18 protein-coding genes, 1 pseudogene and 2 riboswitches are annotated in these 18,061 nt (G+C 60.8%); of the genes and pseudogenes, 5 read left to right on the forward strand and 14 right to left on the reverse strand.

All coding sequences use genetic code 11. The features are described 5' to 3' along the window. Positions 1-103: 103 nt before the first annotated feature. The 4 genes from ABF859_RS14065 to ABF859_RS14080 all read right to left on the reverse strand — a co-directional run bounded on the left by ABF859_RS14065 (position 104) and on the right by ABF859_RS14080 (position 3,346). The gene (locus ABF859_RS14065) at positions 104-748 is read right to left on the reverse strand and encodes a hypothetical protein (protein WP_346006264.1); all 645 of its coding nucleotides are present in this window, start codon (positions 746-748) and stop codon (positions 104-106) included. Further along, positions 745-1,566, reverse strand: coding sequence for a hypothetical protein (locus tag ABF859_RS14070; RefSeq protein WP_346006265.1), 822 nt, complete (start codon positions 1,564-1,566; stop codon positions 745-747). The genes ABF859_RS14065 and ABF859_RS14070 overlap by 4 nt, the downstream gene beginning before the upstream one ends. After that, complete coding sequence (locus ABF859_RS14075) at positions 1,563-2,372, reverse strand: hypothetical protein (protein ID WP_346006266.1); 810 nt, start codon at positions 2,370-2,372, stop codon at positions 1,563-1,565. The genes ABF859_RS14070 and ABF859_RS14075 overlap by 4 nt, the downstream gene beginning before the upstream one ends. A 92-nt stretch (positions 2,373-2,464) precedes the next feature. Further along, entirely contained in the window at positions 2,465-3,346 is an 882-nt protein-coding gene (locus ABF859_RS14080) for a hypothetical protein (protein WP_415528322.1), read from the reverse strand. A gap of 302 nt (positions 3,347-3,648) precedes the next feature. Between ABF859_RS14080 and ABF859_RS14085 the strand changes: the two genes are divergently transcribed. From ABF859_RS14085 to ABF859_RS14095, 3 genes and pseudogenes are all read left to right on the forward strand, one after another. Next, positions 3,649-3,885 (forward strand): hypothetical protein, encoded by a 237-nt coding sequence (locus tag ABF859_RS14085; RefSeq protein WP_346006268.1) that lies wholly within the window; start codon positions 3,649-3,651, stop codon positions 3,883-3,885. A gap of 13 nt (positions 3,886-3,898) precedes the next feature. After that, complete coding sequence (locus tag ABF859_RS14090) at positions 3,899-4,138, forward strand: type II toxin-antitoxin system PemK/MazF family toxin (RefSeq protein ID WP_415528323.1); 240 nt, start codon at positions 3,899-3,901, stop codon at positions 4,136-4,138. Positions 4,139-4,341: 203 nt separating this feature from the next. Next, a pseudogene (locus ABF859_RS14095) lies at positions 4,342-5,191 on the forward strand (IS481 family transposase); the annotation flags it as partial. 299 nt (positions 5,192-5,490) lie between these two features. Here the strand turns inward: ABF859_RS14095 and ABF859_RS14100 are convergent. The 4 genes from ABF859_RS14100 to crcB all read right to left on the reverse strand — a co-directional run bounded on the left by ABF859_RS14100 (position 5,491) and on the right by crcB (position 8,112). Next, positions 5,491-6,288: a transcriptional initiation protein Tat gene (locus tag ABF859_RS14100; protein WP_010510927.1), complete on the reverse strand. Its 798-nt coding sequence runs from the start codon at positions 6,286-6,288 to the stop codon at positions 5,491-5,493. Positions 6,289-6,400: 112 nt separating this feature from the next. Further along, positions 6,401-7,234, reverse strand: a complete 834-nt coding sequence (locus ABF859_RS14105) for a hypothetical protein (RefSeq protein WP_415528324.1) — start codon at positions 7,232-7,234, stop codon at positions 6,401-6,403. After that, a complete protein-coding gene (locus tag ABF859_RS14110) occupies positions 7,221-7,664 on the reverse strand; it encodes an EamA family transporter (protein ID WP_010510924.1) in 444 nt (147 codons plus the stop codon). Before ABF859_RS14110 ends, ABF859_RS14105 begins: the two co-directional genes overlap by 14 nt. Before the next feature lie 13 nt (positions 7,665-7,677). Beyond that, positions 7,678-8,112: a fluoride efflux transporter CrcB gene (gene crcB / locus ABF859_RS14115; RefSeq protein WP_010510921.1), complete on the reverse strand. Its 435-nt coding sequence runs from the start codon at positions 8,110-8,112 to the stop codon at positions 7,678-7,680. Positions 8,113-8,192: 80 nt separating this feature from the next. Next, a riboswitch (Fluoride riboswitch) is annotated at positions 8,193-8,258 on the reverse strand. Between the two features lie 177 nt (positions 8,259-8,435). Next, positions 8,436-8,496, forward strand: a riboswitch (Fluoride riboswitch). Between the two features lie 72 nt (positions 8,497-8,568). On the opposite strand from crcB, the gene ABF859_RS14120 reads away from it, so the two are divergent. Further along, positions 8,569-9,378 carry a universal stress protein gene (locus ABF859_RS14120; RefSeq protein ID WP_010510919.1) on the forward strand — a complete coding sequence of 270 codons (810 nt, stop codon included), beginning with the start codon at positions 8,569-8,571 and terminating at the stop codon, positions 9,376-9,378. A 60-nt stretch (positions 9,379-9,438) separates the two neighbouring features. Here the strand turns inward: ABF859_RS14120 and ABF859_RS14125 are convergent, their stop codons facing one another. From ABF859_RS14125 to ABF859_RS14150, 6 genes are all read right to left on the reverse strand, one after another. Further along, positions 9,439-9,954, reverse strand: a complete 516-nt coding sequence (locus ABF859_RS14125; RefSeq protein ID WP_010510917.1) for a hypothetical protein — start codon at positions 9,952-9,954, stop codon at positions 9,439-9,441. 339 nt (positions 9,955-10,293) lie between these two features. Then, positions 10,294-11,415 carry a TDT family transporter gene (locus ABF859_RS14130; RefSeq protein ID WP_010510914.1) on the reverse strand — a complete coding sequence of 374 codons (1,122 nt, stop codon included), beginning with the start codon at positions 11,413-11,415 and terminating at the stop codon, positions 10,294-10,296. Beyond that, positions 11,412-12,308: a LysR substrate-binding domain-containing protein gene (locus ABF859_RS14135; protein ID WP_010510913.1), complete on the reverse strand. Its 897-nt coding sequence runs from the start codon at positions 12,306-12,308 to the stop codon at positions 11,412-11,414. Before ABF859_RS14135 ends, ABF859_RS14130 begins: the two co-directional genes overlap by 4 nt. Continuing rightward, a complete protein-coding gene (locus ABF859_RS14140; protein ID WP_010510909.1) occupies positions 12,305-12,679 on the reverse strand; it encodes a YidH family protein in 375 nt (124 codons plus the stop codon). Before ABF859_RS14140 ends, ABF859_RS14135 begins: the two co-directional genes overlap by 4 nt. Further along, the gene (locus ABF859_RS14145) at positions 12,676-14,001 is read right to left on the reverse strand and encodes an FAD/NAD(P)-binding protein (protein WP_010510907.1); all 1,326 of its coding nucleotides are present in this window, start codon (positions 13,999-14,001) and stop codon (positions 12,676-12,678) included. The genes ABF859_RS14140 and ABF859_RS14145 overlap by 4 nt, the downstream gene beginning before the upstream one ends. Before the next feature lie 135 nt (positions 14,002-14,136). After that, a complete protein-coding gene (locus ABF859_RS14150; protein WP_010510905.1) occupies positions 14,137-14,730 on the reverse strand; it encodes a recombinase family protein in 594 nt (197 codons plus the stop codon). A 156-nt stretch (positions 14,731-14,886) separates the two neighbouring features. On the opposite strand from ABF859_RS14150, the gene ABF859_RS14155 reads away from it, so the two are divergent. Beyond that, positions 14,887-17,844, forward strand: coding sequence for a Tn3 family transposase (locus ABF859_RS14155; RefSeq protein WP_346006271.1), 2,958 nt, complete (start codon positions 14,887-14,889; stop codon positions 17,842-17,844). Positions 17,845-18,061: the final 217 nt, after the last annotated feature.

Genomic DNA, 18,061 nt, shown 5'->3' on the forward strand with positions numbered 1-18,061 from the left:
GTTGTCCGGTCAGACCGCGCCAAAATGGACACAACCGCGCAAGCGCGGCTGTGACATATGCTGCGTCAGGGCTTCGCCCTGGTGCGGGTGTGCAAGAGTCCGCTCAGGACTTCGGCAGGATCGGCGGCGGGACGATCTGGCACCATGATGCGCCCTTCGTGTCGAACGCCTGATGCTCTGCGCAATAACGGCCAACACTCGCCGCATAGCCGTCATACGTGTAGCCAGACGCAAAGCCGAGTCCGATAAGGACCGCACCGGCCAGCGTCATCCGCACATAGGCGCGCCACCGGGCTTCCTTGTAGAACTGGCGCTCATGCGTCGGAATTTCCGTCCGCAACTGGTCGAAAACTTCCTTGCGCAGCTCCGAGGTCACGCCAGAGACGATCCGACCAAGGGTAGCCTGCAATTCGCGGTCTCGAAACAGTTCCTGTTTCTCGACATTCCGCGCCGCGACTTCCCCCAGCTTTTCGACCTGCTGACGGCTTTCGATGAACTGGTCCCGCAGGGTGGTCTGTTCCTGCTTGGCCATCTCGATGATGTCGCGGGCTTCCCCTCTGAAATCCTGCATTTCAGAGGCACACGACAGAACAACCCGCGCAAAGGCGTCCATTCCCTTGCGTTGGGCTCTGATCCATCGCCCAAGAGGAGAATGCTCATCAATGCCATCAAGCCGGGCGGCTTCTTCCATCAGCCGACCCGCCTCGGCCAGTCCGTCAAGCGTCCCGTTGTCTGTGAGTTCACTCATGTCAGGACCTCGGTATCGTACAGGGTAACCTTCCGAAGCCCCGCCCCGGTGCCTTGTTCGATGGCCCAACTGCGGACATGCGCTGCCCGAATGACCAACTGCATGCACATAAACGGTGTGGCCTCATGAATCAGGTCATCGGCCAAGGACTGGAAAAGCACCCAGTCTTTCGACGAGAACAAAGACACATCCTGAGGGAAGGCGAGTTCAGGATTGTTCTTGTAGAGCGGGGAGGGCATCGCTCCAAAATGGCTCATCAGCGCCGCCGCATCCTTCGGGCTCGCCTCGACGTCAAACGCCGTCAGAGCCTCGGGAGGAAGATCAGGCTGGTGGGTGTAATGGCTTTCATCGCCAAAAAAGAGTGGCGTGTCCGGTGGAGCGCAGTCATCCCGGAGATCGAACGTCAAAGAAACCGGATAGACTGTTGCCATGGGCCTGCCGTGTAGTTTCATGCGCGGACGGTAGTCTGCATAATGCAACATCCCGCGCTGCCCTGACTGATCCGCGATCACCAGAAATCCACAACGGGTCGGCACGCTGTTTTTTCGAAGCGGCGGAAGCCGCTCCGTTCCATTGGGCTCCCACTCCCAGAACGATACCCCCACGGGAAACCGGATGGTGGAGAGGGAGCGGATGGTGACGCCGAGATCGGTCACATCAAGATGCTCAGCTTCCCCCACCGCATTGTAACAGACGAAGTGTTGCTCTCCGTCTGCAAGGAGGTCGAGAAATCTCCGGTTGCCAATCCCTCCAAAGGGATTGGCGCCTGTTTTCAGCCGGTCGAGCAGATCCGGCTCGGATTTGCGGCTCCGTCTCATGGTAGCCAGTCTTCGATACCTGCATCCGAGATGTTTTCCTCGATTTTCTCCAGCCAGTTTTTGACAAGCCACTGACGCATCGGACCGAGGGGCGTTCCGTCCTGTCCCGGCTTACCCGCGGCGGCGTCATGGAAAGTCAGGCCACTCGCCAGTACTTCTTTCATGCAGGATAGCTTTGGAATCCGCAGAAATTCAGTTTCCATCCCCGCCACGTTCATAAGGCGCTCATCATTCATGATCGGGTTGAAAACAGTGTCCGGCTTATGCCCGGCCGGAACGGTCCATTCGTTGAGGACGATGATGCCACGGCGGGGCCGGAACTGGCCGCTGGCCCACAGCTTTTCAAGGTAGGCGATGTCACCGGGCTGGGAGCCACACATGAACAGGCCTGTGACCGGGATCCCGACGGCATCCGCCGCACCGATGATGTCATCTTCGGCGGCCCATTCCTCCAAGGTTCTGTCGCCCCCCCCGATGTCGATCATCAGGGACGACTTGCGCATGGCCGCTTCGTTGAAGCTGTTGGCAAACCATTCTTTCAGGTGGCCGGCTTCCTCGTTTGACGGGCAAGGAAGCCCGTGAGTTTTATAAATCTCTTTGAACAGGGAAATGCCGGGGTTACGAACATCTCCGTCCCCCAGAAGAAGAGGCCGCCCCTGAAAAATGGCTCGCTCCGCAAGCGGAGCGAGGCAAGTCGTTCCACCAAGATTTCCACGTCCGGCCTTGATCAGGGAGCGTAGTTCGAGAGACTTTATAATCGCTTCATGCAGCTCAGGCGTTGAAAGGCGTTTTGGTTTTTCGGTCACATTGGTTTCCTGACATTGAATGATCCGCCAAAGACGGCTCGATCATTTTCCCAGATCCCGTTGTGAGTGCAGACAGCTCAGGTGGGCGCGGATTAGCGTCCGATCTTCATTTTCAAAAGACAGAACATCGCTTTGAGAGGTTTGCTCCGTTCGCGCGGGGGGATGACCTCAATCATGGGTAGGCAGGCAAGTGCCCATTCCCGGTCTCTGTCAAAGAAGGAACGGCGCGGCAGACCCGGCATTTGTTCGAAGTCGAGTTTGCCCTCGGGAGTTCGCCCAGAAGCCTCAAGTGGCATGAGGGCTTCAAGTGGCAGATCCTTCGGCATTCCTGCGGGACGTGGACCAACATAGGGCGGTGGCAGAGGAATGTCCCGGTCCCTGCCATAGCGTGGAGCCTGCTTTCTCATGACAACAAACTCGGCCACCCGTCCGATTTTCAAGGCAGGAGCGGCCTCACGTTCTTCTGGCGGGGCGGCTTCAGTCCGTACCTGCGGGACCGTTTCAGGATACAGGACTGACCGGCTGCGATCGCGGGCGTCCTGTAACTGCTTTTCGCGAAGGTCCGCATCGGCTTCCGCCATGCGACGGTTCAGTGTCTCCCGTCCTTCAGCGTCATCCTGCTTTTGTGCCTGAGAGGCCGCGCGGGCTGCGGCACGAGCTGCCAAAGCTGTGTTGCGGGCTTCTTCTTTTTGCCTTTGCATCGCACCGACAGCCTTGCGGACACGGTACCACGTACTGCGGACAGTCGCAGGCTTTGGCGGCTCTCCATTCACATTCGTAAGACCCGCGGATTCCGCAGCCTCGCTCATCTTTTGCCAGCGGACCTTTTTGCCCGTGATGGCCTGCGACATCGCCTCATAGTTATTGGTCATCCACTGGAAAAGCGGAGAGTGCGCCCATGTTCCGCGCTGACAGCCCAGCAATGCGGTGAACATTGCGCCGTCGGTTCCCCCCACTGCCATCGCTGCACTCATGTCTGCGTCTTTCCTCGTTGAGCTACGCCTAGCATTACCCTCGCATCGTGTCAAAGATCGTGCCGTTATCGCTGCGCTATCGTTCTAAGATCGAGGCAAGATCGTTGCAGGTTTTTTCTTTTTCCATACACAAATGCAAACTTTCAGTTTGCGCTTCGCGCCACCCTGCGGGCGTTGCATCCGGCGGGGCCGGGGCGGGCCGAGGCCGAAGTCCTCTCGGCGCATTCTGCCTTGCCAAATATGTTGTTTTGCACTACGGAATTGCGCTACGTTAATGACGTTCTGAACGTATGGAGTTCGTCATGGCATCCCCCCTTTCGATCCGTCTGGACGAGCGGTTGCGCACTGACCTGGAGCAGGAAGCAACGGCACGCGGTATCCCTCTGAGCCAGCTCATTCGTGATCTGCTGGAGACAGGGGCAAAGAGTGCGCGCCGAGACCGGATCCGCAGGGACAGTGCGCGTGTTGCCCGCTACGTCGCTACGACGCCTTCCGCCCAGGCGCTTTTTGAAGAGGCTGGCGGAACTCATGGCGCCTGATCGGCCGGTTGCCATGGCAGCGATCTTCTCGCCTGGAGAAATTGTGCTGGCGGACTGGCGCGGAGATGCCCTGCCGAAGGAGCCCAACAAGCGTCGGCCGGCTGTTGTTGTCGAAGACGACCTCTTTCCGCCTGAGTGGCCAAACGTAATGCTTGTGCCGTTGACGGACGATGAGAACCTCGTCATTCCGGATCTGGCAGTACGGATCGACCCAACAGCTGATAATGGGGTGACTACACGAAAGTGCATTTAACGTACGCTTAGAGAGAACGTTAAACGAACTATCATGTAAGGTTTAGCTGTAGGCTGAGGCGCATCCCTTTCGGCCGTAGTTTTACAAAAGGTCGCGTAAGTCTCTCGTAACTGTCAGGTTGCGAGACGTCATTGGGATGATGTAGCGTGGGCGATACCGCGTTATGCTTCGTTGTTTTCTTCCGTTTGCAGGGAGACCGAATGATGCTTCAGATCCACCCACAGGCACGCACGACACCGGCTGTCCGGGCTGAGATAGCTCGTTCGTCAGAACCGACATCCGTGCTCGCCAGACGCTACGGGATCAGCGATGAAACAGTCCGCAAGTGGCGCAGGCGTGGTTCGGACGCCTGTCAGGACCGCAGCAGCCGTCCCTGGAGGCTGGCCTGGAAAGCCTCGGAGGAGGAGCGCGCCATTGTCTGTCAGCTTCGGCGTTCTACCGGTTTTGGTCTGGATGATCTGACCTTTGTCTTACGGCATTTCCTGCCGCATCTGAACCGGGACAATATCTGGCGGATACTGAAAGACGCCGGATTGAACAGGCTGCCTCCTGTTCCAAAGGCCGGACCAGTTCGGGGACAGGGAAAGTTCCGCGATTACGATCCCGGTTATGTCCATATCGATGTGAAACATCTGCCAAAATTACAGACAGCAGATGGGGACCGGCGGAAACGTTTTCTGTATGTCGCCATCGATCGCTGTTCCCGTTCAGTGCACCTGGCTGTTTATGACGCGGAAAATGCGGATAATTCCGTTGATTTCCTCAATGCCGTCAAATCGGCCTTTCCTTTCCGGATCACCCATATCCTGACCGATCGTGGCTCCTGCTTTACAGCGGACGCCTTCGAAAAAGCCTGTCATGACATGGGAATCGACCGACGCCGGACCAAGGCTTACTCCCCTCAGACCAATGGAATGGTGGAACGCTTCAATGGCCGTGTCGCTACAGAAGTACTGCAGGTCTGTGTCTCAAACCATGAAGATCTGGAAATTCTGCTCAGAGGCTTCTGTTTCGCCTACAATCATCGCCCGCAGCGTGTTCTGGGCGGCATCGCTCCCGCCCAATGCATCATCTCATGGCTTGAAAAACATCCCGCGTCACGTAATCAAGACTATATCAAACCGGCTGGTCGTGACATCATGAAACAGGTCGACGAAATCCTTGATTACGCCAATGACGTCTCGCAACCTGACACTGCCACGGCGGAAACACGTCTTCTGCGTAATGCGGGGTCTGCGCCTTGCCGTTCCATTGCACCGGATCGGCCAACGCCGCAGCAGTCGACAGCACGAAAGTCGCCGCAGCTGTGGCCAACAGGGTTTTTCTTATTCTTGACGGTGTCATGGTCGTTCTCACTTCACGTAGCCGAAACCGGCATGTTGCAGTTCAGGGATCGTTGCCACGATGCCGGGGGTCAGGACGACGCCGTCGATCAGGTGATTGGTCAGTTCGGCGGCCATCTGCTCGTGTGACAGACGATCGGGATTGATACCTTTCTCGATCAGCTTGCCCGTCTGCTCCCAGATCGCGTTGTGGCAGGCCATGAAGACGACGCCGCGTTTTTGCAAAATCGGGATCGTGTTGCCTGCCGCTCCGAAAAGGCCTTTCGTATCCTCGTGAGCCGAAGCATCGAGAGCACCGTCTGGCGTTTTGATAAGCGTGTTTGACGCAAAGGCCGGCCCGGCGAGCTTCGCCAGCTGATACTTGTCCCAGATTGTCTGGTCATAGAGGGCAAGGTGAGCGGAGCCATGCGTGGCCGACACCGCGAGAAAGTCCGGGTGTCTGAACGAAAACACCTGTGCGTTAACGGAATTGCGCATCAGGTTGAGCCAGGGGCTATCGATTGCTGTGTTGTCCCAGACCTGCTTCCGCTCGCCGCGATAGGCGATCACCAGATCAAGTGCCTGGGCGTCCCACATGTGCGGGTCGTCGAGCACCATCGGCACGGTCCTGAAATCGCGGCGGCGCGGGGATCTGGCCAGCTGCGAGGTCAGCACGGCAAGATTGCCGGTTCCGTCCGCATGGGACGAGGAAGATCGTGCTGCCAAGGCAGTGGAAGTGGTGGCGATCGTGGCGCCGGCGGTGGCCGCCATCAGGCCCAGCAGGGCATGGCGACGGTCGGCGCGAAGGTTTGAAGTCATGTCGTTCATAGTCGGTCTCCTTTGGAGAGCCTGATCATGCGCTTCTCTTGATCACCTGAACCAACTCATTTGAAAGCACGAAACGTTCGATTTTCTTGATCGCTCGTCGATGTGACTTCGGTCATAGCCCCTGAAAGATCACCCCGGAGGTCCATTTCAGGCCGATGAAAACCCGCACAGCTCCACGATCGCTGGCGACACCGCCCCCGAGACCACCGCTTATTGTTACTGCCGGCTCCAGAATATGGTTAAAGCCGATATCAACGAAGCTCGACAGGCGTCGTTGCCTGGTTTGCTGCTGACGCACCACATCGGCGACCAGCGCAGTTCGAGGCCCTATCAGATGCGAGCTGACCATCCCGACCATCCATCGTTTCGGCCGCTCGTCAGGCCGAACCCTGAAGGATCGCGTCCAGGCGATTTCTATGCCGACCCTGGGCGCTTGCCTGGAACGGCCAAGCGATTTCGTCGCAACGAACTGGACGCTGTCGCGTGGTCCCTGATGGCCGCCCCCATAAGGCTCCTGGCGGATGAGCGATATGAGCATGGCCGGAACGTAGCGCCCCTGCTGGCGGAAGTTCCATTCCACTTCCGCGCCCGCCAGATTGCCATGAACACTTGACGCGTCGCCGAACTGACGCACGGGCGCAAAGCTCAGTTCGATCCGGCCGGGCAGCCCCAGCTTGATGGCCGGACCACCCCGCGCGCTGTAGCGCCCGTCGCCGGCTATACTCACGCGCTCGGCCGTTTGCAGCGCGACATGTCCTGACGGCGTGACAAAGGCGTCCTTGAGCCTGACGGGTAAATTAGCGCTCAGACCCTGGGGATCGCCCTGCGCGTGCACCGGACCCGTCAGGCACCAGGCAAACACGGCGCACAGGCACGCCCCCACAAACTCATTGGCCCTGTTGCGCAACAATGCGGCGTTATGGCCGCGGTGCCTAGCCCACGGCAACGAGAACAGCACCGAGGGCGATCAGGACAACCCCGCCCCAGCCTTTGGCGGACATATGTTCGCCCAAGACCAGGACGCCGAAAATCGCCACGAAAACGACACTCAGCTTGTCGACAGGCGCCACGCGCGCCGCATCGCCCAGCTTCAACGCGCGAAAATAGCATAGCCATGATGCTCCCGTGGCGAGACCCGACAGCACGAGGAAGAGGACCGTCCGCCCACCGATGGGGTCTAGCGCGCGCAGCTTGCCGGTGAGGGCAAGCAACGTTCCCAGCACGACGACGATGACGATCGTGCGCACGAAAGTTGCGATATCAGAATCAACCCCCTGAACGCCGAGCTTGGCGAGGATTGCCGTCATTGCCGCAAAGGCGGCTGATAACAGAGCCCATACCAACCAAGGGGGCACACCTGAGCCATTCATGATCATGATGCCCTATCGGTTAGGCGTCTTCTTCGGTTGCGGTCTGGGCGATGCGGATGGCGCCCGTGTTGAACCCGTCGGCCGTGATATGGCCCAGCGCCACGGCACCGATGCAGAGAATGACCGACGCAGCCACGTTCACGGACGCCCGCCCCCAGGCATCGTTACGGATCAGGTCGAGCGTCTGCAGGCTGAAGGATGAGAACGTCGTATAGCCGCCGCAGAGCCCGATCATCACGAAAAGACGCATGTTTTCCGACACCGGATAGCGCCCGTCCGCAAGGGTCAACGTGCCGAAGAAACCGATCACGAACGAGCCGAGCGCGTTGATGGGGAGGATCGTGCCCCATGGGATGAAGCGGCTGATCGGCATGGCCGCGACGGAAACCAGGTAACGCGCCAACGTGCCGAGAGCGCCTCCGACCATGACGATAAGACAGGTTGTAAACGACATGCCATTCCCTTTCTGCGCGAGTTCGGACGGAACCCGCTGTTTCGGGCGGCGAAATGCAGACGCACTCCCACCGCCATTGTGTCGCGGTAGGAGCCATCAGCCCTTGCGAGGGCGGTTGAAGGGGGAGCTCCATCCCCTTGTCGGGAGAGTTAACATAAAGCGGTCGCAGTGCGCTACTTCAGGGTGCCGCCGTCGGGGCATGGTTAATCCCGAGAAGAGCCGTTTCCTGTATTTGTGACCTGCCAGCCCTCCTTTTTTGTTGCTCGCCCTCACTGCCGGGCGCACATAATCCCGATGACGCGCGAACAGCAGAATTTCGTCGTCCTGGACAAGGGGATGGGGTTCCCCTGAAACCGCCGCAAGGCTGATGACTCCTCTGTGCCGCAATCGGTACGAGGAGACATGTGCGCCTCTCTTCGTCCCGAAGGTCGTTTATCTTTGGAGTGGAGATCTATCATGCACATACTGGCCATTCTCGATCGGCCTGGGCCGGCGCTCCAGACCCTTCGCACCGTCGATAGCCTCATGGTGCGTTTGCAAGATTGCAAGGTGACGATCCTGCATCCGCGGCAGGAGACCAATCCGGACTTCCAGTCTGAGGACGAAGGCATCGAGACGCAGAGCGAACACGCCGAGTTCGAAAAGCGCGAACAGAATTTGAGTGGTACCTTGCGCGACATCGCCGAGCGATGGATGACGACGCTCGCGGACACGGGCTCAGCACAATGGCTCCAGGCGATAGGCGACGTTCGCAGTATCGTCGCCGAACAAAGCCGGAAAGCCGATCTCGTGGTCGTCGGCAGACACATGCCAAGCGACCCCGACCGGACCAGAAAGACTCTCATGGCAGCACTTTTCGATGCCAACGCCGCCGTATTAATCGCTCCTGAGCAGGCGCCCCGGACGATCGGCGTTCGTCCCGTCATTCTGTGGGAGCCGTCCCGGGCGTTGGATGCCGCACTATCGGCGGCATGGAAGTTGCTGCTGACTGCCGAACACGTGACCTTCCTGATCGGAGCGCTCCCTGATGAATGTATGCCTGATCCTGCCCGGCGGTTGATGGATGCCGGCATCAGTGTCGGTATCGACCGTTTTCGGATTGATGACGGTGAAGGGATCGCGCTTCGCGATCATGCACTGCGCGCAAATGCGGATATTCTCGTTATGGGCGCCTATACGCATCCGCGTTTCTTCGAAAGGCTTTTCGGAGGCGTGACCGAGGACATTCTTGCCCACGAGATGCTGCCATTGTTGATCCATCACTGAACATCGATGCCGATGCCGCGCTTGATATCCCAAGCGACTTCACGCGCGGCATTGGACAACTCAGTTCCCCATGTAAGGGTGATTAGCTCCGGGCGTGAGCGCCGTGTAGAGCTGGTCGCGAATATTGTCGAAGCCGATCGTCAGCCACCGGGCAGAGGCGCCGTCTGTGGCAATCTGTCCCGAGGTGCGGGTAATTTCTTTCGATCCGTCACACATGGCTGCGGTGACCTGAGTCAAACCGCCTTTCGGCCCGCCTTGGGCAAATTCCGTTTCGGCGGAGCAGAGTTCGTCCTTGGCAGGCAATCGCACGGCGTTGAGATACATCACGATACGACGGCTGTCTGCCGATGCCACGCCGTCCTGTGTCGGATAAAGGGCAGCCAGCGTCGCGTCTGTCTGACCCGGAACCGTTCCGATGAACTTGACGGGCAGGCTCTTGTAGTCCCACCACAGACGCGCCCGTTCATGCGAGGGATTGTTGCTGCTGGTGATTGCCGTTCCGCATCCGCCAAGCAGAGCCAGTCCCGTCAGGACGGAGGCGAGAGGCAGAACCTTCGATTTGCCAAAAATTTTCATGGAAGCCTGTTCCCGTGATCGCATTTCGGCGCATGATTTTTCGGAGGGGCAGAGACACTCTCCGGAATGCAAATCATTGCCTTTCGAGCTTCGCGGCCAGGACCGATTTCCCGCCTCGCTTCTCGTGAAGACTTTGATACGATCAGGGGACGAGGCTGAAAATTGAAACGTATCGCTTAGAACGTTCGATAAAATAGATTACCGGGTTGCTCTTTCACCCGGAAGGCCTCATTCGAGAAAAGCTCAGCGCCCTGCAACGCGTTTCTCAGGGTAATGCGCCGCAATGCGCTGGTTCATTGGATACACGGTCGACGAAATCAGGCCGTACGCCGATGCGCTCTACTCCGGGGTTGCGATGCAGGGAGAGACGAACAGATTTCCCGCCCACCCGCTGGCGAGCGTCTTGGCCGCGACGACCAGCCACATGATGGCGAGCATCACGCAGAACACCGTGCCCGCGACGCCGAAAAACCCGCAATCGAGCATCGCACCGAGCCGGAACGTTGCGACCGTGTAAACGCCCAACGGGAAAGTATAGCCCCACCAGCCGAGATTGAACGGGATGCCCGAGCGCCAGTAGCGCGCCGTGATCAGGCACGCCATCAACCACCACCACAGCCCGAAGCCCCACAACAGCAGCCCCGCCAAGACCCCCATGCCGTGGGCCGCGATGCCGATCTCCCGCAGGCCATGCAGCGCCATGATTGCAGGTGCGTCCCCACCCAACACCAGCATTCCGAGCGCGCCCGTGCCGATCGGTCCCAACGCCAGCCAGCATGACGCCGCCATGCTCTCATGCGGCAGTTTGTGCAGCGCCATGCGTAGCGTCAGGATCGTCAGGATGCCGAACGCGACCGGCACCGAATACGCCCAGAGGACATAGGACGTGAGCAGCACGGTGAGCTGCGTGCCCGCATCCGCCAGATGCGGCGCGATCTGTCCCCCGGATGCCCCCGCCACTTCGGCCGCCACGACCGGTAGCAGCCAGATCGCCGTCATGCCTTCCAGACGATGCTCGTGCCGTGTGAACATCAGATATGGGATCAGCACCCCGCAGGCGATCGACATCGCCACGTCCAGCCACCACAGCGCATGGGCGATGCCCACGATGCCCTCACCGAACAACGAAATGCCGAACGCGATGCCGCCGTTGATGATTGTCGCCAGTCCCATTGGTATGGTGCCGAAGAACATCGATACCGTGCCATGCCCGAAGATCCGCCGCGCCTCGTGGCCGAACATCATCCACCGCGCGGCATAAAGCCCGGCGAACAGGGCAAACAGGGCGATGTTGAAAAGCCACAACGCTGTGCCGACGCCGTGGAGATACGAACCGGCGACGGGGATCTGCGGTAGCGCGAGGGCCAGGATACCCGTCCCCATGGTGGCAGCGAACCAGTTGGGCGTGAACTGGCGGATCATCTCGCGCGGATGGGCGAGGTTCTGCAGCGGCTTCGTCATGGCTTGTTCACTGTGACAGGGGCGCCCAGCAGGGCGAGAAAGGCAGTTTCCGCCGGCGACAGGCGGCGTTGCGGGTGGCGCAGCGCGCGGAACTGCCGGTCCGGCAGGTTCATGGGCACGGCGCATAGCAGCCCGGCCTCGATCCGGCCCGCCACCACGCTTGCCGAGAGCACAGCAGCAGCGGTCCCCGTCTCCACGGCGCTGGCCATCGCCTCGTTGGACGCGACCTCCAGCATCACGTCGAGATCGGCCGGATCGACGCCGAGGGCGTGGAGTGCGTGTTCGAACTCGATGCGCGTGCCCGACCCGGCCTCGCGCAGAACCCACGGGCTGCGCGCGAGATCGCGGGTCGCGGGCGGGGTCGACGCCCATGGGTGATCGGGGGCCACGACCAGCAGCAGCTGATCCTGAGCGACGACATCGCTGTGCAAGTCCGGCGTCGGCAGATCGCCTTCCACCAGGCCAATCGACGCCTCGCCCGATTGCACCCCTGCCGCAATATCGCGTGTATTGGCGATCGTGACGTGTAGGCGAATGCCGGGATACGCGGCGCGGAACGCATTCAGACGCGCGGGCAGCCAGTAGCTCGCTATGGTATGGCTGGCATGCAGGCGCAGGCTGCCGTCGCGCAGGCCCGCGAGGTCGAACATCCGCTCGCGCGCGATGTTTGCGCGGTTCAGCACGGTGCGCGCTTCCTCAAGGAACAACCGACCGGCCGGTGTCAGTTCGATGCGGCGACCGATCCGGCTGAAGAAAGCAAGCTGGAATTCGCCCTCCAGTTGGGTCACGGCATGACTGACGGCGGATTGCGTCAGATTGAGGAATTCGGCGGCCCGGGTGATGTGCTCGCGCTCGGCGACAGCTGCGAAAATCCGAAGTTGTTCCAGCGTCATGACACTACCGCCCGGGTCAGGGCCACCAGCACGGCACAGCCAAGGGCACCAAGCGCAATCGTTAGCGCGCGCTCCATCCCAGGACCGACCGAGTAATGCGTCGTATCCGCCGCGATTGCCGTACGCGTGGCTTGGAACCGCCGATACGCTGCGGCGAACAGAACAACGCCGAGCGCGACGAACACGACGCCCAGTTCGGCGGTGACCCCATAAGGGCGCGGTGCGGCGGCATCGTGCTGGTCTGCCGCCAGACGCAGGAACAGGTCAAATTTCGCCAGTACGCCGCCGAAGGCCACAATGGCAAGCGCCGTGCGGAGCCAGGCGAGAAAGGTCCGCTCATTGGCTGCGTGATCGGTATAGCGCGGGATCATACGGCCTGCGCCAGCCGGTCGGCGACCTCACGGGCCTGCACGCGGATTTCCGGAATGGCAATGGACTCCAGCAGCACGCCGAGCCGCGCCGGGCCGATTGTAAACAGATCGTCCGCCACGTCGCCCTCCGCGTTGATGAGCGCACCGTCCGGCGTGCAGGACAGGCCCGCGCCCTTGAAACCAGGAACTATCTCACCCCGATTGAACAAATCGTGCAGCAAGGGCGCGTCTGCGCGTTGGTATTTCAGGCTGGGGCCGGTACAGTTGATGACGTGGGCGGCGGTGATCGTCATGTCGTCGCCGGCCCTGACGATCAGGCCATCTTCGCCGGTGCTGATTGCGGTCACGCGCCCGTCAAGCACGCGCAAGGTTCCGGCCTGACGCTCCTGGTCAAGGATATCTGCAATATGCGGAGCCATACGATGCCGCAGGATTTCCCAGCGCCGTAGCAAATGCCGCTGGAAACGGGATTTTTCGACATCCGGCAGCGCCAGCCACAGCGTGTTGATGACCGGACGCATGCTGTCCACCGCCGCCCGCCAGTCGGTGCCGCGTTTCAGTGCCGCATGGAAAGCGCGCAGGTAGGCGAGTGCGGTTGATGCTGTATTTCCGGGTGTAAAGACAGGTGCTGGCAGCTTCGTGTATGCCGCATGCCGTTCGGGAAACAGGCCGCGACGCGACAGGGCCGTCACCTGTCCGCGGTGGCCGTTCTCCCGCAGACGCAGTAGTACGTCGATCGTGGTCAGGCCGGTGCCGATCAGCGTCACCGCGTCATCGGGCGCAACGTTGGCCAATGCCCGTTCATCCCAGGCGTTGTGGTGATAGCGGCCGGTGTCGTCCAGTTCGCGCGGGATACCGGGCAGGCGCGCCGGATCGAAATGCCCGGAAGCCAGCACGACCTGTCTGGCATATAGCACCTCCCCGTCAGCGAGTGTCACGGCAAAGCCGCCGTCGATCCGGTGACAACCGACGGCGCGCTGCCGGACGTGCTCAGGAGCTGCGATAGAATGCAGGTTGCGAAGATAAAGGCCATAGAGCGCGCGCGGCACGAACTCCCCGTCATCGATCGTGCCGGGCACGTTCTCGGCCAGCCAGCGCAAGAAGTGGTCGGGGTCGGCCGGGTCGGCGCTCATGCCCTTGGCCGGGACATTCAGGAGATTTTTCAATGACGGTGTTGAGTAAGCGAGCCCGAAGCCGGGACGGTCGGACGGATCGACCAGCGTCGCAGTCATACCGTAGCGGGTGGCGAGGTTCCACGCCGTCAGCGTGCCGCTTGCGCCCCCACCGATGATGACGATGTCGTGTTGATCGGGCTCGGTCATATCGTAACTCTCCTGGATTGCGTGTCACCAGAATGATCCGAAGCTTCTGAACCATCCATGAGATTGTCTAGATTGGAACGTTCGAAACTATCGAACTGTCTCCCTGACCTTCGCATACAACATAATTGCCGCCAGTCATGCTTCCGTTGCAGGCACAGCAGCTAAACGCACAAGCGTTCGGTAAACCGTCGGCCGTGACACTGAAAAGACGTCGGCGAGATCGCTGATCGAGTAATCGCCGGTGTCGTACATCCGGCGCAGTTCCTTCTGCTGCCGCTCGGAGAGCTTGGGCTTCTTGCCGCGCAGTTTGCCCTTGGCACGGGCAACCGCCATGCCTTCGCGGGTTCGCATCCGGATCAGGTCGGCCTCGAACTCGGCGAATGTTGCGAGGATATTGAAGAAGAGCTTGCCCATCGGATCGGACGGGTCATGCACGCTGGCACCGAGCTGGAGGCGTACGCCCCTGGCGGCGAGGTCGTCTCCGATCGCGCGCGCGTCCGGCACCGATCGGGCCAGCCGATCGAGTTTTGGCACGACGAGGGTGTCACCGCGTCGCACAGCTGCCAGAGCCTGATCCAGGCCAGGGCGGGTCCGGGTCGTTCCGGTGAATCCCTTGTCAGTATAGATCCGTTCAGCGGCGACCCCGAGGTTGAGCAGGGTCTCACGCTGCACGGCGAGGTCCTGCTTGTCGGTCGAGCAGCGGGCGTAGCCAATCAGGACGTGCGTCATGGGAAATATTGTAACGTATAAGGACCCTTCATCGCAAAAAATATCGTACTATCTATATGAGACTCTGTTCTTGGCCGTTTTCCATGGGTCATCTGGTCGGCCAGAGCGGGTCCGTTCAACGATCCTCTTTCGGACACATCAGGGAGATGTACGATCATGGCGCGCCGTCGCCTGCTGACCCGCGAAGCGCTTGCGCGACATCTTGATCCCTCCGTCGATGAACGTGAGATCACGCGAAATTCCACCTTGGGACAGGACGATTTCGATCTGATCGCGACCCGTCGCGGCGATGCATCCCGGTTGGGCTTTGCGATGGTCATGCTCTACATGCGTTGGCCGGGACGCGTTCTGGAGGAACGCGAAACGCCACCCGCCCCCATTCTGGCGTTCGTGGCACGGCAGCTCGATCTGTCACCCGGCATCTGGCAGCACTATGCGCGTCGTGACGAAACCCGCCGGTCGCATCTGGCCACTCTCATGCGGCGTCACGGCTACCGGGCCTTCGACCGGGCGGCGTTTCAGGATCTGACCCTTTTTGCGATGCCGATCGCGCAGAACGTGACCCAGCCATCCCGTCTGGCCGTGATCCTGATCGACGAGATGCGACGCCGCAAGATCCTCCTGCCGTCGGTAACGGTAATCGAGGCGCTGGTCCGCCGCGCCCGTCAGCAGGCAGATCAGCTTGTGCAGGACGTGCTGTCGGGTGACCTGACGCCTGATACCCGCTCTCGCCTGGACAGAATCCTGGAGCGCCGCAGCGAGCGCAGTGCCTCCTGGCTGTCATGGCTGCGCAATCCGCCTCTGTCACCGGCATCGCGCAATGTGCTGCGTCTGCTGGAACGCCTCGATCATGTGAGGGCGTTGAAGCTGGACGCCTCGCGCGCCGCGACCATCCCGCGCATGGCGTTCGACCGCCTGAGTGACGAGGCCGCCCGGATCACCCCCCAGCATCTGGCCGAGCTTCCCGTCGGTCGACGCCATGCCATTCTGGTGGCGGGTGGGATCCGGTTCGAAGAGATACTGACTGATGCCGCGCTGACGATGATGGATAAGCTGCTCGGCAGCATGATGCGTCGCGCCGAAAATCGCACGCGCGACAAGGCGATCGTCACGGTGCGATCACTGCAGGCGCAACTGCGCCTGCTGATGGCCTCGTGCCGTCACCTGATCGAGGCGCGCGCCCGAGGCATTGATTCGCTGTCGGCCATCACGGCGATCGATTGGCCGCGTCTGGACGAAGCAATTGGCAAGGCTGAAACCTTGACGGCGCCGGAAACGGTCGACCGCACGGCTGAACTCATTGATCGGCACCGGTCCATTCGTCCGGCTATCGGGCCATTCCTCAACGCGTTCCAGTTTCGGGGTGGTCGTGCCATGCAGGGGTTGCTGGAGGCGGTGCAGCTCATTGGCGATCTCTACCGCACCGGTAAACGTCGCTTGCCGGAAACGTGCCCGACCCGGTTCATCCCGCCGTCCTGGCGCGCCTTCGTCAGGCAGGATGGGGTGCTCGTGCGCCCAGCCTACGAGCTATGCGCTTTGATCCAGCTACGCGAGCGCCTGCGCGCTGGTGACGTCTGGCTGACGGAAAGCCGTCAGTACCGCGCCTTCGACAGCTATCTCTTGCCGGAGGCTACCTTCGCGGCGATGCGTGCCCGTGGTCCGCTGCCCTTGGCGATCAACGGAACAGCCGAGGCCTTCCTCTCCCAACGGCGCGCCACGCTGGATACCGCGTTAATGCAAGTATCGGACTTGGCTCGACAGGGGAAACTGCCGCAGGTGCGCCTGGACGGAAGTGGCCTCGTGATTTCGCCGTTGAAAGCGATCACGCCCTCAGTCGTCGAGGATCTGCGGCGGGCCGCGTATAATCGGCTGCCACGGGTCAAGATCACCGATCTTCTGCTGGAGGTCGATTCCTGGACCGGCTTCACCGACTGTTTCACCCATCGGCGCTCCAGCCGTATCGCTGATGACAAGAACGCGCTGCTGACGGTGATCCTGGCGGACGGGATCAATCTCGGGCTGACTCGTATGGCCGATACCTGTCAGGGTGCTACCCTGCGCCAGCTGGCCCATCTGCATGACTGGCACATCAGCGAGACCGGCTATACCGAAGCGCTCGGTCGCCTCATCGAGGCGCATCGCACCGTGCCGCTGGCGGCGTTGTGGGGCGACGGCACATCATCGTCGAGCGACGGACAGCAATTTCTTGCCGGTGGCCGGGGTGCTGCGATCAGCGACATCAACGCGCGTAACGGCAGTGAACCGGGCGTGAGTTTCTACACCCATGTCTCCGATCAGTATGATCCGTTTGCGACCCGGGTAATTGCCGCAACGGCCGGGGAAGCGCCGTATGTGCTGGACGGCCTATTGTATCACGCGACCGGCCTGTCGATAGAGGAACACTATACCGACACGGGTGGCGCCTCGGATCATGTCTTCGGGCTGATGCCGTTCTTCGGCTATCGGTTCGCACCGCGGCTGCGGGATCTGAAAGAGCGCAAGCTGCACCTGCTGCCCGGCCAGATCCCGGGTGATCTTCTGGGCGGCATGACCGGTGATCCGATTGCGGCCGATCATGTCGCGGCGCACTGGGACGACGTTCTGCGTCTGACGATGTCCATTCGCAGCGGCACCGTGACGGCCTCGGCCATGCTGCGCAAGCTCGCCTCCTATCCCCGGCAAAACGGTTTGGCGGTCGCCTTGCGCGAAATCGGCCGGATCGAACGCTCAATCTTCATGCTCGACTGGTTGCGGGATCTGGATTTGCGCAGACGCACCCAGGCCGGGCTAAACAAGGGCGAGGCACGCAACGCACTCGCCCGGGCGCTGTTCTTCAACCAGTTAGGTGAATTGCGGGACCGGCGTTTTGAAAATCAGGCCTACCGCGCATCGGGCCTGAACCTGCTGGTCGCGGCAATCATTCTCTGGAACACGCGCTATCTGCAAGCCGCCATCCAGTCACTCGGCATTCCCGATGATCTGGCGCGGCATATCGCGCCGCTCGGCTGGGAGCATATCTCCCTGACGGGCGACTATCGGTGGAACGTCGAGGAACAACCGGAAACCGGAAAGCTGCGGCCGCTCCGGATGCCTGCTTCCTTGCTGGCTGCATGACTTCGAACGGGATGTTCTTCAGGCGTTCACCCTAAGCGTACGTAAAACGCACTTTCGTGTAGTCAGCCCATAATGGCTGTACCAAACCCTGTTGGGCAGTCAGTGCTCTGCTCACCACCACATCCAAGCAGCGTGTCACGGTGACAGGCAGCAAGGTGAGATCCGATCAGCTTGCTGCCATCAGACGTCAGATTGCGCTCCTGGTGGGATGCGACGG

It is taken from the genome of Gluconobacter sp., assembly GCF_047722525.1.
Taxonomy (GTDB): domain Bacteria; phylum Pseudomonadota; class Alphaproteobacteria; order Acetobacterales; family Acetobacteraceae; genus Gluconobacter.